Here is a 19,563-nt window from a genome sequence, read left to right on the forward strand (position 1 = left end):
TGAACACAACACCGTACGCCTCCGGCGTGCCCCGGGTGCCACGCGGTGCGCTGCCCGCACGACGGTACGTCAGAACGCGGTCGGTCGGAGTGTCCCTGCTGCATACTGCCCGACCGGGCCCCCGTCGCGGTGCGGTGGGGGCCCGGTCGGGCGTTACGAGGTATGACCGTACGACGATCAGAAGGCCGGGATGACCGAGCCCTGGAAGGTGTCGTCGATGTACTTCTTGACCTCGTCGGAGTGCAGCAGCTCGGCCAGCTTCTTGACCCGCGGGTCGTTCTCCTTGCCCTTCTTGACGGCGAGGATGTTGGCGTACGGGTTGCCCTCGGCCTTCTCCAGCACCAGGGCGTCGGTGGCCGGCTTCAGGCCCGAGTCGATCGCGTAGTTGCCGTTGATGACGGCGGCGTCGAGGTCGGCGACGGAGCGGGGCAGCTGGGCGGCCTCCAGCTCCTTCCACTTGAAGTTCTTCGGGTTGCCGGTCACGTCCGCCGGGGTGGCGGTGGTGGTGACGCCGTCCTTGAGGGTGATCAGCTTGTTGTCGGCGAGCAGCTTGAGCGCCCGGCCCTCGTTGGTGGCGTCGTTCGGCAGGCCGATGGTGGCGCCGTCCGCGAGGTCGCCGATCGCCTTGACCTTCTTGGAGTAGAGGCCCAGCGGCTCCAGGTGCACGGGCTCGACCGACACGATGTTCGTGCCGTGCTTCTTGTTGAAGTCCTCCAGGTACGGGACGTGCTGGAAGTAGTTGGCGTCGGCCGAACCGTCCTGCACCGCCGTGTTGGGGGTCACATAGTCGGTGACCTCCTTGATGTCGAGCTTGAGGCCCGCCTTCTCCGCGAGGTTGTCCTTGACGTACTTCAGGATCTGGCCGTGCGGGGTGGGGCTGGCCACGACCTTCAGCGGCGCGTTCGCGTCCGAGGAAGAGGAGGAGCCCGAGCTGCCGCAGGCGGCGAGCGAGAGGGCGACGCCGGCGGTGGCGAGGATGCTGGTGAACTTCAGGGCGTTGCGCACGAAAAGTGCCTTTCTGCGTGGAACGGGGAGCCGCGTCCGGGGTCGGACGAGGGAGGTCTAGGAGGCGGCGAGGTCCTTGTCGGGAGCCGCCGGGGTGCGGCCGAGCAGCCGCGTCCGGCCGCCGGTGCGGCCGCGGTGGGAGAGCCGCCGGACGGCGAAGTCGCCGATCAGCTGGACGGCGGTGACGATGATCACCAGCTCGGCCACGATGACCCACATGAAGGCGGTCTCGAAGCGCTGGTAGCCGTAGTTGACGGCGAGGGTGCCGAGGCCGCCGCCGCCGACGGTGCCGGCCATCGCGGAGTAACTGACCAGGGTGATGACCGTGGTGGTGACCGAGGCCACGATGCCGGGCAGGGCCTCGGGCAGCAGGGTCTTGCGGACGATCGTCCAGGTGCTGCCGCCCATCGACTGGACCGCCTCGACCAGCCCCTTGTCGACCTCGCGGACGGAGGTCTCGACCAGGCGGGCGAAGAACGGGATGGCGCCGATGGTCAGCGGCACGGTCGCCGCCTGCCAGCCGATGGAGGTGCCGACCAGCCAGCGGGTGAAGGAGATCAGCGCGATCATCAGGATGATGAACGGCACCGAACGGGCGATGTTCACGACGAAGCCGATGGCCTTGTTGACGGCCCGGTTGGCCAGCAGGCCGCCCTTGTCGGTGAGCACCAGGAGCACGCCCAGCGGCAGGCCGAGCAGCACGGTGACGAGCGCGGACACCCCGACCATCTGGAAGGTCTCCTGGGTGGCGGGCCACATCAGCTCCCACATCTGGTCCCAGGTCATGCCACCGCTCCGTTCGCCGTACCGATCACGTCCACCTGCAGGCCCTGCTCGCGCAGGTAGCCGATCGGCACCACGTTGTCCTGGTGGCCGCCCGGCAGCTCGACCCGCATCCGGCCGACCATCCGGCCGGCGATGGTCTCCACCGCGGCGCCGAGGATGTTGATGTCGATCTGGTACGTGCGGGCGAGCTGGGAGACGAACGGCTGGGCCGAGCTGTCGCCCTGGAAGGTGATCTCCAGCACGGTCGAGCCGGGGTGGCCGGTGCCGAACTCGCTGAGCGGGAACAGCTCACGGGCCAGCTCCGAGCCGGGCTTGGCCAGCAGGTCGGTCAGCTCGCCGGACTCCACCACCCGGCCGCCGCGCATCAGGGCGGCGGAGTCGCAGACGGACTTGATGACGTCCATCTCGTGGGTGATCAGCAGGACGGTGAGGCCCAGCTGCTGGTTGAGGTCGCGCAGCAGCTTGAGGATCGAACGGGTGGTCTCCGGGTCGAGCGCCGAGGTGGCCTCGTCGGAGAGCAGCACCTTCGGGTCGCCGGCCAGTGCGCGGGCGATGCCGACGCGCTGCTTCTGGCCGCCGGAGAGCTGGTTGGGGTAGCTGCGGGCCTTGTCGCCGAGGCCGACCAGCTCCAGCAGCTCGGCGGCCTTGCGGCGGCGCTCGGTGCGGTCCAGGCCGACGATCTCCAGCGGGAGCTCGACGTTCTGCTGCACCGTCCGCGAGGAGAGCAGGTTGAAGTGCTGGAAGACCATGCCGATCCGGCGGCGGGCCTCGCGCAGTTCGCGGCCGGCCCGGTTCTCGCCGCCGGACAGCGCGGTCAGCTCGACCCCGTCCACGGTGACCGTGCCGGAGGTCGGGCGCTCCAGCATGTTCACGCAGCGGATGAGGGTGGACTTGCCGGCACCGCTGGTGCCGACGACTCCGTAGACCTCGCCCGGGCGGACGTGCAGGTCGACACCGGCGAGGGCGGTCACCTCGCGGCCTCGGGAACGGTAGACCTTCGTCAGGTCCGTGGTGGTGATCACAGCGGCTTTCCGTGGGTCGGGGGCGGGCGGCGTGGTCCGACCGCCCGACCGGCTTGCGGCCGGCGGCGGCGTTACGGCGCTGCGCCGGGAGGGTCCGGACCAGCCGCCCCTTGATCGTGGCCGCTGGACGGCCGGGCCGCGCGACGGCGTGGCCCTAACGAGTCACCCGGGCCCGCGGGTCGGCGGGCACGGCAAAGGGAGGGGTCCGGGAGGAGGGGCGCGCTCGCACGGGCGGGAGCGGCGCCGGAGTCTCGCTTCGGGGCGCGAGGAGGAGGCGCCCTCAGCGGGGCGCCGGGGGCGGTGGCCCTCAGCAGTGACACATTCGACGACACATGGCACGCTCACCTGCCGGCAGGGTGCCGGTGGGGGTCCAGTTCGTCGTCGCAGTCATGTGAGCCAGTAAAACAGATGGGTTGATTCCTGCCCAATTGTTTCCCGAAGCTGTCCGCATTGCGGACACTCACCACCGTTGACCAGCGCGGATACGGCTCGGCGCCGCCACCGGTGGTCCGGATGGTGGCGGCGCCGGGAAAGCGCGGGGGCGGCGGGCTCAGGCCGTCGCGGCGAGCGGCTCGGCGGCCGCCTTCTCCAGGTGGACGAAGCTCAGCCGGGTGCTGACCTGCTCGACCCGGGTCTGACGGTACCCCTGCCGAGCGTACAGCCGCAGGTTGCCCAGGCTGCGGTGGCCGGTGAACAGCCGGTAGGCGCTCACCCGGCCGTCCTGGGCCAGGCGGCGCTCCAGCGCGTCCAGCAGGCGGCCGCCGAGGCCGTGGCGCTGCATCCGCGGATGGACCACCAGGCGCCCTATCCGGCCGACGCCGTCGGCGCCGACGTGGCCGCGGACGGTGCCGACCACCTCGTCGCCCAGCCGGGCGACCAGGAAGTGCTGCTCGGACAGTTCGGCGCGCAGGCTCTCCAGGCTCTGCGTCAGGGGCTCGATCGCCCAGTCGCCGTACAGCTCGGCCTCGGGCTGGTAGCCGAGGTACTGGAGCTTGAGGATCTGCTCCGCGTCCTCGGCCTCCGCGGCCGAGATGATCACGCTCATGCCCATGTGGAGGGGCCTCCCCAGTCGTCGTGCGCGGCGCGCGGAGGGTAGGCGCGCTCACGCTCAGTATCCGAGTGATCGCGCCACCGTCAAGGGCTGCGTTCGCCAGCGCTCTACCCGGGTGTCAGCTTCCCTCAACCTTCGCGGGGGCGGACGTGAGGAGGGTCACCTCCCGTGCCGCACACGTTCCGCTCGGTCGCACGGGCTTGCGCTCAGGGGTAGCGCTCGGTGTGGAGCAGCATCCGCAGGCAGGCCAGGCAGCGGGAGCGGGTGGGGCCGATCGAGCCGCGCGGCATGCCGAGCCGCTCGGAGAGCTCACGGTAGGTGGGCGGCGGATCCTCGGCGAGCGCGGCCATCAGCTGCGGACAGCGGCCGGGCAGGGCGGCGACGGTCTCGCGGACCGCGCGGCGGCGACACTCGTCGAGGTAGACGTCCTCGGCGGAGGGGGCGAAGGGGAGGGCGGTGCACACACCGTGCATGACGGCCCGGGGCGGGGCCGGTTACGCCCGGGCCGGGGCACGGACGCGGGAGGGGCGCGCCGGTCGGACCGCCGCGCCCCTCCCCCGTCGCGCCGGGGATCGGCCCCGTCGCGGGGGCCCGGCCCCTCGCCCGGGACCGGCCCCGCCGTCCGGGATCAGCCCCGCGCCCACTCCTGCTGCCGCGCCAGGTCCGCCTTCACCTCGGCGAGCTGGACCGCGACCGCCGAGGGGGCCGTTCCGCCGCGCCCGTCGCGGGAGGCGATGGCGCCGTGGACGCTGAGCACCGAGCGCACCTCGGGCGTCAGGTACCCGGAGATCGCGGCGAACTGCTCGTCCGTCAGGTCGGACAGCTCGATGCCCTCGGCCTCGCAGACCTTGACGCAGGCGCCGGCCACCTCGTGCGCGACCCGGAACGGCACGCCCTGCTTGACCAGCCACTCGGCGATGTCGGTGGCGAGCGAGAAGCCGGCCGGGGCCAGCTCCTCCAGCCGCTCCCGGTGCACGGTGAGGGTGGCCATCATCCCGGTGAACGCGGGCAGCAGCACCTCCAGCGTGTCGCAGGAGTCGAAGACCGGCTCCTTGTCCTCCTGGAGGTCCCGGTTGTAGGCGAGCGGCAGCGCCTTGAGGGTGGCCAGCAGGCCGGTCAGGTTGCCGATCAGCCGGCCGGACTTGCCCCGGGCGAGCTCGGCGATGTCCGGGTTCTTCTTCTGCGGCATGATCGAGGAGCCGGTGGAGAAGGCGTCGTGCAGCGTGATGAAGCCGAACTCCTTGGTGTTCCAGATGATCACCTCCTCCGCGATCCGGGAGAGGTTGATGCCGACCATCGCGGTCACGAAGGCGAACTCGGCGACGAAGTCGCGCGAGGCGGTGCCGTCGATGGAGTTGCCGACCGAGCCGCCCTCGAAGCCGAGGTCGGCGGCGACGGCCTGCGGGTCGAGGCCGAGCGAGGAGCCGGCCAGCGCGCCGGAGCCGTACGGCGAGACGGCCGTGCGGGCGTCCCACTGGCGCAGCCGCTCGGCGTCCCGGCCGAGGGCCTGCACGTGCGCGAGGACGTGGTGGGCGAAGAGCACCGGCTGGGCGTGCTGGAGGTGGGTGCGGCCGGGCATCGCGGTGTCCGGGTGCGCCTCGGCGAGGCCGACCAGGGCCTGCTGGAGGTCGAGCAGCAGGCCGCCGATGGTCTTCGCGTGGTCCCGCAGGTACATCCGGAACAGGGTGGCGATCTGGTCGTTGCGCGAGCGTCCGGCCCGCAGCTTGCCGCCGAGGTCGGGGCCGAGGCGCTCCAGCAGGCCGCGCTCCAGGGCGGTGTGCACGTCCTCGTCGGCGACGGTGCCGGTGAAGGTGCCCGCCTCGACGTCGGCGAGCAGCTCGTCCAGGCCGGCCAGCATGCCGGCCAGCTCCTCGTCGGAGAGCAGGCCGGCCTTGTGCAGGACCCGGGCGTGGGCCTTGGAGCCGGCGATGTCGTACGGCGCGAGGCGCCAGTCGAAGTGGACCGAGGCCGAGAGCCTGGCCAGCGCCTCGGACGGGCCGTCGGCGAAGCGCGCACCCCAGAGGCGGACGTCGGAGGACTGCTCGGCGGTCATCGCGGTGGCTCCTTCATGCATGTGCAGTGGGTGGCATAAGTATGCACGACGCCGTATGAAACACAAAACCCCGGCCGGACGGTCTCCGTCGGCCGGGGTTTCGCGCGTTCGAGGTGCTACTGCGCCTTCGCCTGGGCGAGTTGCATGAGGTGGTCGGCGAGCGCCTGCCCGCCGGCCGGGTCCCGGCTGATCAGCAGGACGGTGTCGTCGCCGGCGATGGTGCCGATGATCTCGAACACCTCGGCCTGGTCGATCGCCGAGGCCAGGAACTGGGCGGCGCCCGGCGGGGTGCGCAGCACCACCAGGTTGCCGGAGGCCGTCGCGGAGACCATGAGCTCGCCGGCCAGCCGGGCCATCCGGCCCTCGCTGGCCGACTCCCCCATCGGCGCGCGCGGCGTGCGGTCGCCGCCCTCGGCCGGGACGGCGTAGATCAGCGCGCCGTCCCGGTTGCGGATCTTGACCGCGCCCAGCTCGTCCAGGTCCCGGGAGAGGGTGGCCTGGGTGACCACGAGTCCGTCGTCGGCGAGCAGCTTGGCGAGCTGGCTCTGCGAACGCACGGGCTGGCGGGTGAGCAGGTCCACGATCCGCCGGTGGCGCGCGGTGCGGGTCTGCGGGACCTGCGGCGTCGGGCCTGCGGCGGACGGGCCGGAGTGGGAAGCGGTCATGTGATTATTCTCCCGGACGACGGTCAATTCGCATCGGCCGGGGCGCCCTCGCGCACCGTCCGGAGGATGCCCGGCAGCGCGGCCAGGAAGGCGTCCGCCTCCTGCTCGGTCAGCACCAGCGGCGGGGCCAGCCGGACGGCGTCCGGGACGGCCGCGTTGACCAGGAAGCCCGCCTCCTGCGCGGCGGCCTGGACCTGCGCCGAGACCGGCTCGGTGAGCACGATGCCGAGCAGCAGGCCCGCCCCGCGCACGTGCGAGACCAGCGGGTCGCCGAGCGCCTCGACGCCCTGCCGCAGCCGCTCGCCGAGCTTGCGGACGTGCTCCAGCAGGCCCTCGGACTCGATGGTGTCCAGCACCGCGAGCCCGGCCGCGGCGGCCACCGGGTTGCCGCCGAAGGTGGTGCCGTGCTGGCCCGGGGTGAGCAGCTCGGCGGCCGGCCCGAAGGCGAGCACCGCGCCCATCGGCAGGCCGCCGCCGAGCGCCTTGGCCAGGGTGACCACGTCCGGCTCCACGCCCTCGTCCGCCTGGTGGGCGAACCAGTGGCCGGTGCGGCCGACGCCGGTCTGGATCTCGTCCAGCACCAGCAGGGTGCCGGTGGCCCGGGTGATCTCGCGGGCCGCCTTCAGGTAGCCCTCGGGCAGCGGGATCGCGCCGTTCTCGCCCTGGACGGGCTCCAGGAAGACGGCGGCCGTCTCGGTGGTGACGGCCGCGCGCAGCGCCTCGACGTCGCCGAGCGGGACGTGGGTGACGTCGCCGGGCAGCGGGCGGAACGGGTCCTGCTTGGCGGGCTGGCCGGTGAGCGCGAGGGCGCCCATGGTGCGGCCGTGGAAGGCGCCCTGGAGGGCGACCAGGTGGGTGCGGCCGGTCCGCCGGCTGATCTTGAAGGCGGCCTCGTTGGCCTCGGCGCCGGAGTTGCAGAAGAACACCCGGCCGCCCGGGCGGCCGTCCAGCTCCAGCAGCCGCTCGGCGAGCGCGATGGTGGGCTCGGCCATGAAGAGGTTGGAGACGTGGCCCAGGGTGGCGATCTGCCGGCTCACCGCCTCGACGACGGCCGGGTGGGCGGTGCCGAGGGCGTTGACGGCGATGCCGCCGAGCAGGTCGGTGTACTCCTTGCCGTCGGCGTCCCAGAGCTTGCTGCCCTCGCCGCGCACCAGCGGGATGCGGGGGGTGCCGTAGTTGTCGGTGAAGGCGTGCTGCCAGCGCTCGGCGAGCTGCTCGTTGTGGGTCGTACCCGTCGTACTCGTCGCACCCGTCGCGCCGGTCGTGCTGTCGGTGCCAGTCGTGCCGCTCATGCCAGTCCCCCGGTCACGGTCGTTTCGTCGTCCGGCACGACCATCGTGCCGATGCCCTCGTCGGTGAAGATCTCCAGCAGCAGGCTGTGCTGGACCCGGCCGTCCAGGACGCGGGCGGTGCCCACGCCGGAGCGGACGGCCCGCAGGCAGCCCTCCATCTTGGGGAGCATGCCGCTGGCCAGCTCGGGCAGCAGCTCCTCCAGCTCGCTCGCGCTGAGCTGGCTGATCACGTCGTCGGATTCCGGCCAGTCCTTGTAGAGGCCCTCGACGTCGGTGAGGACGACGAGCATCTCGGCGCCGAGCGCGACCGCGAGGGCGGAGGCGGCGGTGTCGGCGTTGATGTTGTAGACGTGGCCGTCGGTGCCGCGGGCGATCGAGGAGATGACCGGGATGCGGCCGTCGGCGATCATCGCCTTCACGGCGCCGGCCTCGATGTTGACGATGTCGCCGACCAGGCCGATGTCGACCTGCTCGCCGTCCACCACGGCGTAGCGCTTGACCGCCGTCATGGTGTGGGCGTCCTCGCCGGTCATGCCGACCGCGAACGGGCCGTGCTCGTTGAGCAGGCCGACCAGCTCGCGCTGCACCTGGCCGGCCAGCACCATCCGGACCACGTCCATGGTCTCCGGGGTGGTGACCCGCAGGCCGTTGGTGAAGCTCGACTCCAGGCCCAGCCGGTCGAGTTGGGCACTGATCTGGGGGCCGCCGCCGTGCACCACGACGGGGTGCAGCCCGGCGTAGCGCAGGAAGACGACGTCCTGGGCGAAGGCGGACTTGAGGCCGTCGTCCACCATGGCGTTGCCGCCGAACTTGATCACGACGGTCTTGCCGTGGAAGCGCTCCAGCCACGGCAGCGCCTCGATCAGCGTCATGGCCTTGGGCAACGCGGTGTTGTTGCGGGCCTGTTCGCCCTTGGGTGCGATCTGCACGGGTTTCCCTCGTCGATGGGGGTCCCCCCGGCCGCGGGCCGGGGGGATGTCGCGGATCAGGCGGGCTCGGGTGGAGCGGCGCGGATCAGGTCGAGTAGGCGCTGTTCTCGTGGACGTAGTCGGCCGTCAGGTCGTTGGTCCACAGCGTGGCGCCCGCCGTACCGGCGTTGAGGTTCGCGGTGATGACGACCTCGCGGCCCTTCATGTCGACCAGGTCGCGGTCCTCGCCGACGCCGCCGGACTTGCAGACCCAGACGCCGTTGATGGCGACGTCCAGCCCGTCCGGGTCGAAGGCGGCGGAGGTGGTGCCGATCGCGGCCAGCACCCGGCCCCAGTTGGGGTCCTCGCCGTGGATGGCGCACTTGAGCAGGTTGTTGCGGCTGATCGTCCGGGCGACCTCGACCGCGTCGTCCTCGGTGGCGGCGCCGGTGACGTCGATCCGGATCTCCTTGCTCGCGCCCTCGGCGTCGCCGATCAGCTGGCGGGCCAGGTCGGCGCTGACCGTGCGGACGGCCTCGGCGAACTCGGCCCGGTCCGGGACGGTGCCGGAGGCGGCGGAGGCGAGCAGCAGCACGGTGTCGTTGGTCGACATGCAGCCGTCGGAGTCGATCCGGTCGAAGGTGGTGCGGGTGGCGCCGCGCAGCGCGTCGTCCAGGGCGGCGCTGTCCAGGTCGGCGTCGGTGGTGAGGACGACCAGCATGGTGGCGAGGCTCGGGGCGAGCATGCCCGCGCCCTTGGCCATGCCGCCGACCGTCCAGCCGGCCGGGCTGGTGTACTCGGCGGTCTTGTGCACGGTGTCGGTGGTCTTGATGGCGATCGCGGCGGCCTCGCCGCCGTCCTCGCCGAGCGCGCCGGCGGCCAGGGCGACGCCGGGCAGCAGGAGGTCCATCGGCAGCCGGACGCCGATCAGGCCGGTGGAGGCGACGGCGACCTCGCCCGCGTTGAGGCCCAGCTCCGCGGCGGCCTTCTCCGCGGTGGCGTGGGTGTCCTGGAAGCCGAGCGGGCCGGTGCAGGCGTTGGCGCCACCGGAGTTGAGGACGACGGCGGAGACCTGGCCGCCCTTGAGGACCTGCTCGGACCAGAGCACCGGCGCGGCCTTGACCCGGTTGGCGGTGAAGACGCCGGCCGCGGCGAGCGAGGGGCCGTCGTTGACCACCAGGGCGAGGTCGGGGGTGCCGGAGGCCTTGATGCCGGCGGTCACACCGGCGGCCCGGAAGCCCTTGGCGGCGGTCACTCCGACGTTGGTGCTCTTGCTCACGGTGCGACTCCGTTCACGGGCAGGCCGAGCTCCTCGGGCAGGCCCAGGGCGATGTTCATGCTCTGCACCGCGCCGCCGGCGGTGCCCTTGACCAGGTTGTCGATCGCGCTGATCGCGATGATCCGCCCGGCGGCGGTGTCCAGGGCGACCTGGACCAGGGCGGTGTTGGCGCCGTAGACGCTGCTGGTCTGCGGCCACTGCCCCTCGGGCAGCAGGTGGACGAAGGGCTCGTCCGCGAACGCCTCGGTGTAGGCGGCGCGCAGGCTCCGGGCCGTCACCCCGGGCCTGGCCTTGGCCGAGCAGGTGGCGAGGATGCCGCGCGGCATCGGGACGAGGGTGGGGGTGAAGGAGACGGTGACCGGCTCGCCCGCGACCGGGGAGAGGTTCTGCGCCATCTCCGGGGTGTGCCGGTGGACGCCGCCGACGCCGTACGGGCTGACGCTGCCCATCACCTCGCTGCCCAGCAGGTGCGGCTTGGCGGCCTTGCCGGCGCCGGAGGTGCCGGAGGCGGCGACCACCACGGCCTCCGGTTCGGCGAGCTGCGCGGCGTAGGCGGGGAACAGCGCCAGGGAGACGGCCGTCGGGTAGCAGCCGGGTACGGCGATCCGGTTGCTGCCCTTCAACGCGGCGCGGTGGCCGGGGAGTTCGGGCAGGCCGTAGGGCCAGGTGCCGGCGTGCGCGGTGCCGTAGAACTGCTCCCAGTCGGCGGCGGCCTTGAGCCGGAAGTCGGCGCCGCAGTCGATCACCAGGACGTTCGGGCCGAGCTCCTCGGCGACGGCGGCGGACTGACCGTGCGGCAGGGCCAGGAACACCACGTCGTGGTCGGCCAGCACCTCGGGGGTGGTGGCTTCGAGGACGCGGTCGGCGAGCGGGCGGAGGTGCGGCTGGAGCTGGCCCAGCCTGGTGCCCGCGTTCGAGCCGCCGGTCAGCGCCCCGATCTCCATCTCCGGGTGGCCGAGCAGCAGGCGCAGCACCTCGCCGCCCGCGTAACCGCTCGCGCCGGCGACGGCGACTCGCAATGCCATGGCGTTCCTCCTTAGTCTTGGCATGAATATACGCGTGACGGAAAATTCATGCAAGGAGGTTGTGCCGGACCCCCGCCGGGGCGGGGTGCCCGGGTCAGCGCTTGACGGCCCGCAGCACCACGAACTTGGGGTTCCCGGCGACGAGTTGGCAGTTGCCGAAGAGGCGGCGCAGCTTGACGTGGTAGCCGAGGTGGCGGTTGCCGACCACCCAGAGCTCGCCCCCGGGGCGCAGCGCCCGCTTGGCGCCGGTGAACATCCGCCAGGCGGTGGCGTCGGTGGTGGCCTGGTGGGAGTGGAACGGCGGGTTGTTGAGCACCAGGTCCACCGAACCGGGGGCGACCACGTCCCGGGCCAGGGCGTCGGCGGCCAGGAACTCGGCCGGGGCGTCCGGGCCCAGGCTGGCGCGGAAGGTCTCCTCGGCGGAGGCCACCGCCTGGTGCGACTCGTCCACGAACACCAGCTCCGCGCCGGGCCCGGCCAGCGCGGCGGCCGTGCCGACCACGCCATTGCCGCAGCCGAGGTCCACCACCCGGGCGCCGGGGGCGGGGACGGGCAGGTGGGCGAGGAGGAAGCGGGTGCCGATGTCGAGCCGGTCGGCGCAGAAGGTGCCCGCGTGGTTGACGACCGTACGGCCGGAGGCGGGGCCGATGTCCTGCGGCAGCGCGTAGCGGTGCGGCCACGGGTTGGGGCCGGGGTCCAGCGCCCGGTCCGGGGTGCAGAAGACCAGCCGGGCCTTGCGGGCGGCCAGCGAGGTGCGGGTCGGGCCGAGGATCCGCTCGAAGAGCCGGAGCGTGGAGGTGTGGATCTCGGTGACCATGCCGGTGCCGATCACCACGGTGCCCTCGTGGACGGCGGGGGCGAGCCGGTGCAGCTGGTCCTCCAGCAGGGCCAGGCTCTTGGGCACGCGCACCAGCAGCACGTCGATCCGCTCCGGCGGGGCGTCACGGGTGGTGAGCAGCCGGGACTCGTCGACGGCGGCGCCGGCCCGGGCCAGGTTGGCCAGGGTGGCCTGCCGGCCGAGGTGGGAGTCGGTGATCTGGACCGGCCGGTACTCGGCGAGCGCGGTGGTCAGCGCGCCCCAGCGGTCGCCGAGGACGGCGACCGTCCGGCCGGCCAGCTCCGTCGCGGTGCCGGCCGCGCTGTCGGCCTCGCCCGCGAGGTGGCGCAGCAGGTACTCGTCGGCGGCGTCCCAGGCCCGCAGCCGCTCGCGCGGGTCCTCGGGGAAGCGGGTGAGCGCGAAGGCGCCCCACGGGGTGGTGAAGGAGGTGTCCGGCGGGGTCGCGGCGGGCGTGGTCTGGGGATTCATCGTGTTCTCAGGCTATCCGACGGTCCCGGGGGCGGTTACGGACGGATACTGGAAGGGCCCGGCCGAGAGAGGTGAGGGCGATGGAGTGGAAACTCGAAGTCGTGGTGGTCCCGGTCTCCGACGTGGACCGCTCGAAGCTCTTCTACGAGGAGCAGGCCGGGTTCACCGTCGACCACGACACCCTGTTGCGGGACGGGATCCGGGTGATCCAGCTGACGCCCCCGGGTTCGGCCTGCTCCATCGTGGTGGGCAAGGGGGTGATCGACTCGCCGCCCGGATCGGTCAAGGGACTCCAGCTGGTGGTGCCGGACATCGAGAAGGCGCACGCCGAACTGGTGGCCCGCGGTGTGCAGGTCAGCCCGGTCCAGCACTTCGTGGCCGGGGCCCGGGTGGACGGGCACGGCGAGGCGTGGAACAACTTCCTGTTCTTCAACGACCCGGACGGGAACGGCTGGGCGATCCAGGAGGCGCCGCCCGAGGGCGGGCAGGCCGTCCTTGGGTAGGCTCCCAGGATGGCTGAACACGAGGGAAGCGTGCGGGTGGACAGCTGGATCTGGTCGGTCCGGCTGGTCAAGACGCGGGCGCTGGCGGCGGCCGCCTGCCGGGCCGGGCACGTCCGGGTGAACGGCGAGCGGGCCAAGCCCGCCCAGACGCTGAAGCCCGGGGACGAGGTGCGGCTCCGCGAGGAGGGCCACGAACGGGTCGTGGTGGTGAGCAAGCTGATCCGCAAGCGGGTCGGCGCCGTCGTCGCGGCGGAGTGCCTGGTCGACAACAGCCCGCCGCGGCCGCCGCGCGAGTTCGTCGCGGCGGCCGGGACGCGGGACCGCGGGGCCGGGCGGCCGACCAAGCGGGAGCGCCGCGACCTGGACCAGCTGCGCGGGCACTGAGCGGCGCGGAGCCGCTACGCGACGTCCGCGGTGGCGAGCACCTTGGCGAGGAAGCCGCCGAGGTTGCCCACCGTACGGTCGATCTGCAGCTCCAGCGGCAGCGACTCGTCGGGCCGGGTGACCAGCGTGGACTTCTTCAGCCCGCGCACGTAGAGCGAGCAGGCCAGGTCGGCGCAGATGTACGTGCCGACCGTGTTGCCCTCGCGCCCGGCCGCCCCGGCCCGGCGGGCGGCGAGCAGCGCGACCCCCGACCCGGCGTGCGCGGTGATGCACAGCGAGCACACGTTGGTCTTGGTCAGGCTGCGCCGGATCACCGAGGAGCGCAGCGTCACGCCGACCGGCTCGCCCTCGTACGGCGCCACCAGGTACGCCCGGTCGGGCGCGCCCTGGTCCCGCCAGCCGAGGAAGTCCAGCTGCTCCCAGGGCAGTTCGGCCAGACCCCGGGGCAGGTGGAGCCGGCGGGCCTCGCCCTTGGAGCAGTTGACGAAGGACGCGCGGATCTCGTTCTCGCTCAGGGGTTCCATGCCGCGGACGCTAACACCGGCCGGCCGGGCCTGTCGCGCCGTTTTCACCCGGTCCGTACCGGGTGGGCGGCCTGGACGGCGAGCCGGCGCGGGGCGTCCTCGCCGATCCGGGTGAGCAGGTCGTCCAGGGCGAGGAAGGCCTCCCAGCGCTCCTTCCCGCCGGCGGCGGCGAGGCGGTCGACGACCAGGTCCTCCAGGTCCTGGACCCGCTTGTTCTTCCAGGCCTTGTCGGCCAGGCCGACCAGCAGGTCCTCGACGGTGGTGCCGGGCTCGTCCCAGCTCGCGTGGGTGCGGGCGAAGCGGGCGAGGTGCTCGGGGACGCCGTGGGCGAGCAGCAGGGCGTGCCCGGCGGGCTCGTGCCGGGAGCCGGGGGCGGAGAGCTCCTCGGGGTGGACGGTCTTGCCGATGTCGTGGGTGGCGGCGCCGTAGAGGACGGCCGCGCGGTCGAAGGCCAGGCCTTCGCGGGCGCAGAACCCGGCGATCTCCTCGGCGACCCGGTGCACCAGCGCGAGGTGGGCGACCAGGCGGGGCGGGGCGTCGACGGCCCGCAGCAGTTCGGCGACGTCGGCGGGCAGCGGCGGCAGGGCGGTGGTGGTCACGCCGCAGGGTAGCCGCGGGGGTGAGGGGTTGTCAGTGGGGTTCCGTAGCCTTCGACGGTCCGGTCCCGGCGTAGGAGGGAGGCGCCGGGACCGGGCGCGCGAACAGCTGCCGTTTGAAGCGGACGACTACCGCTTGAAGGCGGCGCCGGCGTACGCGGAGACGTCCTGCCAGCCCTCGGGGAGTTCGGAGGTCGGCACGTGGCCCGCGACGGGGCGCCAGAGCGGGAGCTGGACGAGCCCGGGGCCGACGAAGTCGAAGTCGCCGAAGAAGGGCTCGACGCCGGAGCGCGGGCGCAGCACGAGCGGGGCGCTGGCGCTGCGGTAGATGCGGGTGCCCTCGGCGGCGCTCTCGCGGGAGGCGAAGTCGGGGCTGCCGTGGGAGAGGATCAGCGCGCTGCCGGGGGCGAGCGCGTCGCGCAGGGTGCGGACGATCTGCTGGGCGCCCTCCTCGTCGCGGATGAAGTGCAGGACGGCGACCAGCATCAGCGCGACCGGCTGGGAGAGGTCGACGGCGCCGGCCAGCCCGGGGTGGCCGAGGATCGTGGCCGGGTCGCGCAGGTCGGCCTCGATCACCGAGGTGTGCCCGGCGGGGTGGCCGGCCAGCAGGGCGCGGGCGTGGGTGGCGACGATCGGGTCGTTGTCCACGTACACCACCCGGGCGTCCGGGGCGACCCGCTGGGCGACCTCGCTGGTGGAGCCGACCGCCGGGATGCCGGTGCCGATGTCGACGAACTGGCGCACGCCCCGGCCCGCCACGTACTCCACCGCGCGGCCGAGGAACTGCCGGTTGGTGCGGGCCAGCAGCGGCAGCGCGGGGTAGGCGGCTATCGCGGCCTGGGCGGCCTTGCGGTCGGCCTCGAAGTTGTCCTTGCCGCCGAGGTAGTAGTCGTACATCCGGGCGGTGTGCGGGACGCCGGTGTCCAGCTCGCTCGGCGGCTGCCAGTCGCCGGTCCTGCCCCAGTCCCACTCGGTGTCCGTGCTCCGGCCGGTCGCCGCGCTGTCCTCGTACATCCTGTCCGCCCCCAATGCGCCATGCCGGAAGAGTTCGGCTACCGCCCGTCCACACGCGGTGCGCGGTGATCGTATCCAAGGACACGCCGTGGAAACAGCGGGAGTTCAGGTTTACGCAACACCCGGTGACGGAGTGTGTGCACGTCAAGAAGGGTCCGGACGCTCGGCCCGGATCGCCCGCCCGAGCCGTCCTCTCTATGCTGGCTGCCGATGACTGCCGACCGCCGCAGCGTGCTGCGCACCACCGCCCGACTCGCCGCCCTCGCCGCCACCGGGGGGCTGCTGGCTGCCTGCGGCACCGGCACGCTCCGCCGGGCCGACCCGGGGGCGCTCGCCGCGCACCCCGGCACGGTGGACCCGCAGCACACCACCGACCCGGCCTGGAACGGCGGCGAGGGCCCGGCCTCCCCCGAGCCCACCGCCCCGGCGGAGCCCCGGCCCGACGCCGAGCCGACCGCCGCCGCGGCCGCCGCCCAGCCCAGCGCCCCGCCGGCCCCGCCCGCGCTGCCGCCGCTCGCGCCCGGCACCCCGGTCGAGGTCGCGTACGGGCCGCGCACCGGGAAGAACGTGGCGCTCACCGTCCACGGCAGCGGCGACCCGAAGCTGGCCACCGCCCTACTGGAGATCGCCGAGCAGCGCGGCGCCAAGCTGACCGTGATGGTCGTCGGCAGCTGGCTCGACCAGCAGCCGCAGATGGCCCGGCGGATCCTGGACGGCGGCCACGAGCTGGGCAACCACACCCAGAACCACCTCAACATCTCCGCCATGACACCGGACCAGGCGCGCGCCGAGATCGCCCAGTGCGCGGAGCGCCTGCAGCGGCTCACCGGCTCGATCGGCCGCTGGTTCCGGCCCTCCGCCGCGCAGTACGCCACCCCGATGGTGCGCGAGCAGGCCAAGGCGGTCGGGTACGAGCACGTGCTGTCCTTCGACGTCGACCCGCGCGACTACAACGACCCCTCGGCGGCCGAGCTGCAGCGCCGGGTGCTGAACTCGGTGCGCGGCGGCTCGGTGGTGGCGCTGCACATGGGGCACCAGTGCACGGTGGACGCGCTGCCCGGTGTCCTGGACGGCCTGGCCAAGGCGGGGCTCAAGCCGGTGACCGCCAGCCAGCTCTGCGCCTGAGCGGTCGGGACCGGTCTGACGGGCCCCAGGGGACGCCCCAGGTCAGACCATCGGATCGTCGTCCTTGTACGGACGCAGCCGCAGCGTACGGGCGTCCGCGGCGCGGATCGCGTCCGCCCGGTTGACCAGCTCCTCCAGGTCGTCCCGGCCGGCGTGGATGAACCGCCCGTGCAGTCCGTCGAAGCGGCCCCGGGCGGCGTCCACGGTGACCGCGACCATGTACGGGATGGAGCCCCAGGTCGTCGTCTCCTTGAACATCGGCATCCCGGCGGTCATGTCGGTGGCCACCGCGCCCGGGCTGACGTCGAGGACCACGACGCCGTTGCGGGCGAGCGAGTCCGCCATGTTGTCGGAGAGCTGGAGCAGCGCGCCCTTGGACGTGGCGTACGCGGTGTAGTTGCCGTCCGGGCGCAGCGCGAAGCCGGAGTTGAGGTTGACCACCCGGCCGCTCCGGCGGGCGACCATGCCGGGGAGCACGCAGCGCAGCAGGTTGTAGGGGCCGCGCAGGTTGGTCTCGATCACCTGCCACCACTGGTTCGCGTCGGTCTCCCAGATCGGCACCTCGGCGCGGTCGACCAGGCCGGCGTTGTTGACCAGCAGGTCGATCGGCCCGAGATCGCGCTCGACCAGCCGGACGGCCTCGCGCACCGAGCCGGGTCGGGTGACGTCGGCGGTCACCGCGACGCCCCGGGAGCCGCGCTTGACGCACTCCTTGAGCGTGTCGGTCAGCGTCTCGTGGGTGCGGCCGACCAGGCCGACGGACATCCCCTCGGCGGCCAGGCCGATGGCGAGCTCCCGGCCGATGCCCCGGCCCGCGCCGGTGATCAGGGCGACCTGTCCTGCGAGCGATCCCGTCGACACCCTGTGCTCCCTTCACGTCCCCGGCCCTGTCCGCGTCCGCCCCCGGCCCCGTCTGCGGCATTCTGTCGGCAGCCGGGCGGAGCGGGCCCCGGGCACACGGGTCCGGGGCCGCTGCCTCACTCGTTCGGGTGAAGCCCGACCCTGGCACTACGCCGGGGAGGGGGTGACCTACTGGCCGGTACGGAGTAGTAACGTCGTCGGGGCGGTGACCGGTGCACCCATTCCGGCACACCGGCCCGTCGTCCAGCAGCTCGCTGGGCCACCCGAAAGCTGGGCGACCCCCAGCACCGTCGAAGGGCAACTGAGTGAGTGACATCGCGCGCGTCGGAGTGATCGGCTGCGGTCTGATGGGGTCGGGCATCGCCGAGGTCTTCGCCCGGGCCGGGCTGGACGTCCTGGTGTCGGAGGCCAGCGGTGAGGCGCTGGAGTTCGGCCGCACCCGGCTGACCAACTCCCTGGAGACGGCGGTCAAGCGGGGCAAGCTGAGCCCCGAGCAGCGGGACGAGGCGCTGGCCCGGCTGTCCTTCACCGTCGAGCTCTCCGACTTCGCCGACCGCGACCTGGTGGTCGAGGCCGTCGCCGAGCGCGAGGACATCAAGGTCAAGATCTTCGAGACCCTGGACCGGGTGGTCGAGCGCCGCGACGCGATCCTCGCCTCCAACACCTCCTCGATCCCGATCGTGAAGCTGGCCGCCGCCACCACCCGCCCGGAGCAGGTGATCGGCCTGCACTTCTTCAACCCGGCGCCGGTGCAGAAGCTGGTCGAGGTCATCCCGACCCTGACCACCTCGGCGACCACCACCGAGCGCGTCGAGGCCTTCGCCTCCCAGGTGCTCGGCAAGGAGCCGATCCGCGCCCGCGACCGGGCCGGCTTCGTGGTCAACGCGCTGCTGGTGCCGTACCTGCTGTCCGCGGTGCGGATGTTCGAGACGGGCGTGGCCACCGCCTCCGACATCGACAAGGGCATGGAGGCCGGCTGCGCCCACCCGATGGGCCCGCTGCGGCTGTGCGACCTGATCGGCCTGGACACCATCGTCTCGATCGCCGAGTCGATGTACGACGAGTACAAGGAGCCGCTGTACGCCGCTCCCCCGCTGCTCTCCCGGATGGTCGACGCGGGCCTGCTGGGCCGCAAGTCCGGCCGGGGCTTCTACGACTACACCGCGAGCGCCTGACACCCCTGCGCGCGCGAACGGCGGGGCCCGGCGGCTGTGAACCAGCCGCCGGGCCCTTTCGCCTTGCCGGCGTCAGCTGTTGATGGCGTAGCTGTCGCCGTAGACCTTCCACTTCAGCGGCGGGTTGAGGTCGAAGTTCTTGGCGTTGAGGAAGACCAGCTGCTCGGTGTCGACCCGGCTGGTGTCGGAGTGCGCCTCCTCCTTCTTCATGACCACCTTGCGGGCGTCCAGGAAGGCCTTGAGGTAGGTGGCCTCGTCGCCGCCCTGGGCGGGGGTCTTGGCCTTCTTCAGGGCGGCGGCGCGGATGCCGCCGAAGCTGTCCGAGCTGTTGCCCGGGCCGTGCATGACGATGGCGTCGTAGTAGGCGAACTGGCCGAGCGCGCGCAGGCCGTCGCTCTTGGCCTGGTTGACGGCGGGGTTGAAGTACACCCGGTCGCGCTCGTCGTTCTGGGCCTGCTGGAAGACGGTGTCCTTGGCGGCGGTGGCCCAGTCCTTCTCGAACGCGGAGCCCAGCCCGGCGTGCGACTCGCTGCCGTTGACCTTCTTCAGCGCCGGCAGGTACTTGGCCAGGATGTTGCCGGGCTTGAGGTCGGTGTAGTGCTGGACCAGGTCCAGCATGTCACCGGTGCCGGAGCAGAAGCCGATGATGCCGGCGGTGTAGCCGCGGCCGTCCTTGATGTCCTCGATGTACTTGTACTGGGCCTTCCAGTCCAGCGACGAGTTCTCCGCGCTGGACACCAGCTGCATGGCGATGTCCTTCTTGTGCGGGTCGTCCAGCCCGACGCCCTTGAGCTGGACGGGGGCGGCGGGCGACGGGGCGGCCTGGGCCGCCGAGGTGGCCGCGACGGTCAGCGGCGCGGCCACCAGGGCGGCGGCGAGGGCGATGCGGAGGGCACGACGGGGCTGAGGGCGCATGGGACGCTCCGATTCCTCGTGGGGTTAGGAAACTTTCCTAACGAGAAAAAGGAAACGCTCTCGGCCCGGCTCCC

General features: G+C 72.8%; 21 protein-coding genes. 4 read left to right on the plus strand and 17 right to left on the minus strand.

Features of this window, described 5'->3' with window-relative positions; all coding sequences use genetic code 11:
• Positions 1-177: 177 nt before the first annotated feature.
• The 12 genes from ACWDCZ_RS23225 to ACWDCZ_RS23280 all read right to left on the minus strand — a co-directional run bounded on the left by ACWDCZ_RS23225 (position 178) and on the right by ACWDCZ_RS23280 (position 12,392).
• Positions 178-1,005, minus strand: a complete 828-nt coding sequence (locus tag ACWDCZ_RS23225; protein ID WP_074002360.1) for a MetQ/NlpA family ABC transporter substrate-binding protein — start codon at positions 1,003-1,005, stop codon at positions 178-180.
• A gap of 57 nt (positions 1,006-1,062) precedes the next feature.
• Positions 1,063-1,791, minus strand: a complete 729-nt coding sequence (locus tag ACWDCZ_RS23230) for a methionine ABC transporter permease (protein WP_049652064.1) — start codon at positions 1,789-1,791, stop codon at positions 1,063-1,065.
• Positions 1,788-2,813, minus strand: coding sequence for a methionine ABC transporter ATP-binding protein (locus tag ACWDCZ_RS23235; RefSeq protein WP_074002359.1), 1,026 nt, complete (start codon positions 2,811-2,813; stop codon positions 1,788-1,790). The genes ACWDCZ_RS23230 and ACWDCZ_RS23235 overlap by 4 nt, the downstream gene beginning before the upstream one ends.
• A 550-nt stretch (positions 2,814-3,363) precedes the next feature.
• On the minus strand, positions 3,364-3,864 hold the full coding sequence (locus ACWDCZ_RS23240) for a GNAT family N-acetyltransferase (protein ID WP_049652066.1): 501 nt from the start codon (positions 3,862-3,864) through the stop codon (positions 3,364-3,366).
• A gap of 206 nt (positions 3,865-4,070) precedes the next feature.
• Positions 4,071-4,328 (minus strand): sigma-70 RNA polymerase sigma factor region 4 domain-containing protein, encoded by a 258-nt coding sequence (locus ACWDCZ_RS23245; protein WP_053112078.1) that lies wholly within the window; start codon positions 4,326-4,328, stop codon positions 4,071-4,073.
• 164 nt (positions 4,329-4,492) lie between these two features.
• Positions 4,493-5,917 carry an argininosuccinate lyase gene (gene argH, locus ACWDCZ_RS23250; RefSeq protein WP_449816871.1) on the minus strand — a complete coding sequence of 475 codons (1,425 nt, stop codon included), beginning with the start codon at positions 5,915-5,917 and terminating at the stop codon, positions 4,493-4,495.
• Positions 5,918-6,033: 116 nt separating this feature from the next.
• On the minus strand, positions 6,034-6,582 hold the full coding sequence (locus tag ACWDCZ_RS23255; RefSeq protein ID WP_049652068.1) for an arginine repressor: 549 nt from the start codon (positions 6,580-6,582) through the stop codon (positions 6,034-6,036).
• Positions 6,583-6,605: 23 nt separating this feature from the next.
• Positions 6,606-7,874 (minus strand): acetylornithine transaminase, encoded by a 1,269-nt coding sequence (locus tag ACWDCZ_RS23260; protein ID WP_449810862.1) that lies wholly within the window; start codon positions 7,872-7,874, stop codon positions 6,606-6,608.
• Positions 7,871-8,746, minus strand: coding sequence for an acetylglutamate kinase (gene argB / locus ACWDCZ_RS23265; protein WP_117491545.1), 876 nt, complete (start codon positions 8,744-8,746; stop codon positions 7,871-7,873). The genes ACWDCZ_RS23260 and argB overlap by 4 nt, the downstream gene beginning before the upstream one ends.
• A gap of 142 nt (positions 8,747-8,888) precedes the next feature.
• On the minus strand, positions 8,889-10,061 hold the full coding sequence (argJ, locus tag ACWDCZ_RS23270) for a bifunctional glutamate N-acetyltransferase/amino-acid acetyltransferase ArgJ (RefSeq protein ID WP_117487178.1): 1,173 nt from the start codon (positions 10,059-10,061) through the stop codon (positions 8,889-8,891).
• Positions 10,058-11,086 carry an N-acetyl-gamma-glutamyl-phosphate reductase gene (gene argC, locus ACWDCZ_RS23275; protein WP_449810864.1) on the minus strand — a complete coding sequence of 343 codons (1,029 nt, stop codon included), beginning with the start codon at positions 11,084-11,086 and terminating at the stop codon, positions 10,058-10,060. The genes argJ and argC overlap by 4 nt, the downstream gene beginning before the upstream one ends.
• Positions 11,087-11,180: 94 nt before the next feature.
• Positions 11,181-12,392, minus strand: coding sequence for a methyltransferase (locus tag ACWDCZ_RS23280; protein WP_449816872.1), 1,212 nt, complete (start codon positions 12,390-12,392; stop codon positions 11,181-11,183).
• An 80-nt stretch (positions 12,393-12,472) separates the two neighbouring features.
• Between ACWDCZ_RS23280 and ACWDCZ_RS23285 the strand changes: the two genes are divergently transcribed.
• Positions 12,473-12,895: a VOC family protein gene (locus ACWDCZ_RS23285; protein ID WP_449816873.1), complete on the plus strand. Its 423-nt coding sequence runs from the start codon at positions 12,473-12,475 to the stop codon at positions 12,893-12,895.
• A 9-nt stretch (positions 12,896-12,904) separates the two neighbouring features.
• Positions 12,905-13,279: an RNA-binding S4 domain-containing protein gene (locus ACWDCZ_RS23290; RefSeq protein ID WP_074002351.1), complete on the plus strand. Its 375-nt coding sequence runs from the start codon at positions 12,905-12,907 to the stop codon at positions 13,277-13,279.
• A 14-nt stretch (positions 13,280-13,293) separates the two neighbouring features.
• Here the strand turns inward: ACWDCZ_RS23290 and ACWDCZ_RS23295 are convergent, their stop codons facing one another.
• The 3 genes from ACWDCZ_RS23295 to ACWDCZ_RS23305 all read right to left on the minus strand — a co-directional run bounded on the left by ACWDCZ_RS23295 (position 13,294) and on the right by ACWDCZ_RS23305 (position 15,413).
• Positions 13,294-13,803: an FBP domain-containing protein gene (locus ACWDCZ_RS23295; protein WP_049652075.1), complete on the minus strand. Its 510-nt coding sequence runs from the start codon at positions 13,801-13,803 to the stop codon at positions 13,294-13,296.
• Between the two features lie 44 nt (positions 13,804-13,847).
• Entirely contained in the window at positions 13,848-14,402 is a 555-nt protein-coding gene (locus tag ACWDCZ_RS23300) for an HD domain-containing protein (protein WP_049652076.1), read from the minus strand.
• Between the two features lie 126 nt (positions 14,403-14,528).
• Positions 14,529-15,413: an SAM-dependent methyltransferase gene (locus ACWDCZ_RS23305; protein ID WP_449816874.1), complete on the minus strand. Its 885-nt coding sequence runs from the start codon at positions 15,411-15,413 to the stop codon at positions 14,529-14,531.
• A gap of 210 nt (positions 15,414-15,623) precedes the next feature.
• Here ACWDCZ_RS23305 and ACWDCZ_RS23310 point away from each other — a divergent pair, with 210 nt between their 5' ends.
• Complete coding sequence (locus tag ACWDCZ_RS23310) at positions 15,624-16,538, plus strand: polysaccharide deacetylase family protein (RefSeq protein ID WP_117487182.1); 915 nt, start codon at positions 15,624-15,626, stop codon at positions 16,536-16,538.
• A gap of 42 nt (positions 16,539-16,580) precedes the next feature.
• Here ACWDCZ_RS23310 and ACWDCZ_RS23315 read toward each other — a convergent pair whose 3' ends face one another.
• Positions 16,581-17,399 carry an SDR family NAD(P)-dependent oxidoreductase gene (locus ACWDCZ_RS23315; protein WP_074002350.1) on the minus strand — a complete coding sequence of 273 codons (819 nt, stop codon included), beginning with the start codon at positions 17,397-17,399 and terminating at the stop codon, positions 16,581-16,583.
• Positions 17,400-17,704: 305 nt separating this feature from the next.
• On the opposite strand from ACWDCZ_RS23315, the gene ACWDCZ_RS23320 reads away from it, so the two are divergent.
• Positions 17,705-18,574: a 3-hydroxybutyryl-CoA dehydrogenase gene (locus ACWDCZ_RS23320; RefSeq protein ID WP_074002349.1), complete on the plus strand. Its 870-nt coding sequence runs from the start codon at positions 17,705-17,707 to the stop codon at positions 18,572-18,574.
• 72 nt (positions 18,575-18,646) lie between these two features.
• Here ACWDCZ_RS23320 and ACWDCZ_RS23325 read toward each other — a convergent pair whose 3' ends face one another.
• A complete protein-coding gene (locus tag ACWDCZ_RS23325; protein ID WP_449816875.1) occupies positions 18,647-19,489 on the minus strand; it encodes a chitosanase in 843 nt (280 codons plus the stop codon).
• Between the last annotated feature and the right edge of the window lie 74 nt (positions 19,490-19,563).

It is taken from the genome of Kitasatospora sp. NPDC001225 (assembly GCF_053597855.1).

Bases quoted from the DNA above. Each gene is read 5' to 3' on its own strand.
- ACWDCZ_RS23260 (WP_449810862.1), bottom strand. From the start codon at position 7,874: ATGAGCGGCACGACTGGCACCGACAGCACGACCGGCGCGACGGGTGCG.
- ACWDCZ_RS23280 (WP_449816872.1), bottom strand. From the start codon at position 12,392: ATGAATCCCCAGACCACGCCCGCCGCGACCCCGCCGGACACCTCCTTC.
- ACWDCZ_RS23285 (WP_449816873.1), top strand. From the start codon at position 12,473: ATGGAGTGGAAACTCGAAGTCGTGGTGGTCCCGGTCTCCGACGTGGAC.
- ACWDCZ_RS23290 (WP_074002351.1), top strand. From the start codon at position 12,905: ATGGCTGAACACGAGGGAAGCGTGCGGGTGGACAGCTGGATCTGGTCG.
- ACWDCZ_RS23325 (WP_449816875.1), bottom strand. From the start codon at position 19,489: ATGCGCCCTCAGCCCCGTCGTGCCCTCCGCATCGCCCTCGCCGCCGCC.
- argH (WP_449816871.1), bottom strand. From the start codon at position 5,917: ATGACCGCCGAGCAGTCCTCCGACGTCCGCCTCTGGGGTGCGCGCTTC.
- ACWDCZ_RS23230 (WP_049652064.1), bottom strand. From the start codon at position 1,791: ATGACCTGGGACCAGATGTGGGAGCTGATGTGGCCCGCCACCCAGGAG.
- ACWDCZ_RS23255 (WP_049652068.1), bottom strand. From the start codon at position 6,582: ATGACCGCTTCCCACTCCGGCCCGTCCGCCGCAGGCCCGACGCCGCAG.
- ACWDCZ_RS23305 (WP_449816874.1), bottom strand. From the start codon at position 15,413: ATGTACGAGGACAGCGCGGCGACCGGCCGGAGCACGGACACCGAGTGG.
- argC (WP_449810864.1), bottom strand. From the start codon at position 11,086: ATGGCATTGCGAGTCGCCGTCGCCGGCGCGAGCGGTTACGCGGGCGGC.
- ACWDCZ_RS23295 (WP_049652075.1), bottom strand. From the start codon at position 13,803: ATGGAACCCCTGAGCGAGAACGAGATCCGCGCGTCCTTCGTCAACTGC.
- ACWDCZ_RS23240 (WP_049652066.1), bottom strand. From the start codon at position 3,864: ATGGGCATGAGCGTGATCATCTCGGCCGCGGAGGCCGAGGACGCGGAG.
- argB (WP_117491545.1), bottom strand. From the start codon at position 8,746: ATGACGCTGATCGAGGCGCTGCCGTGGCTGGAGCGCTTCCACGGCAAG.
- ACWDCZ_RS23310 (WP_117487182.1), top strand. From the start codon at position 15,624: ATGACTGCCGACCGCCGCAGCGTGCTGCGCACCACCGCCCGACTCGCC.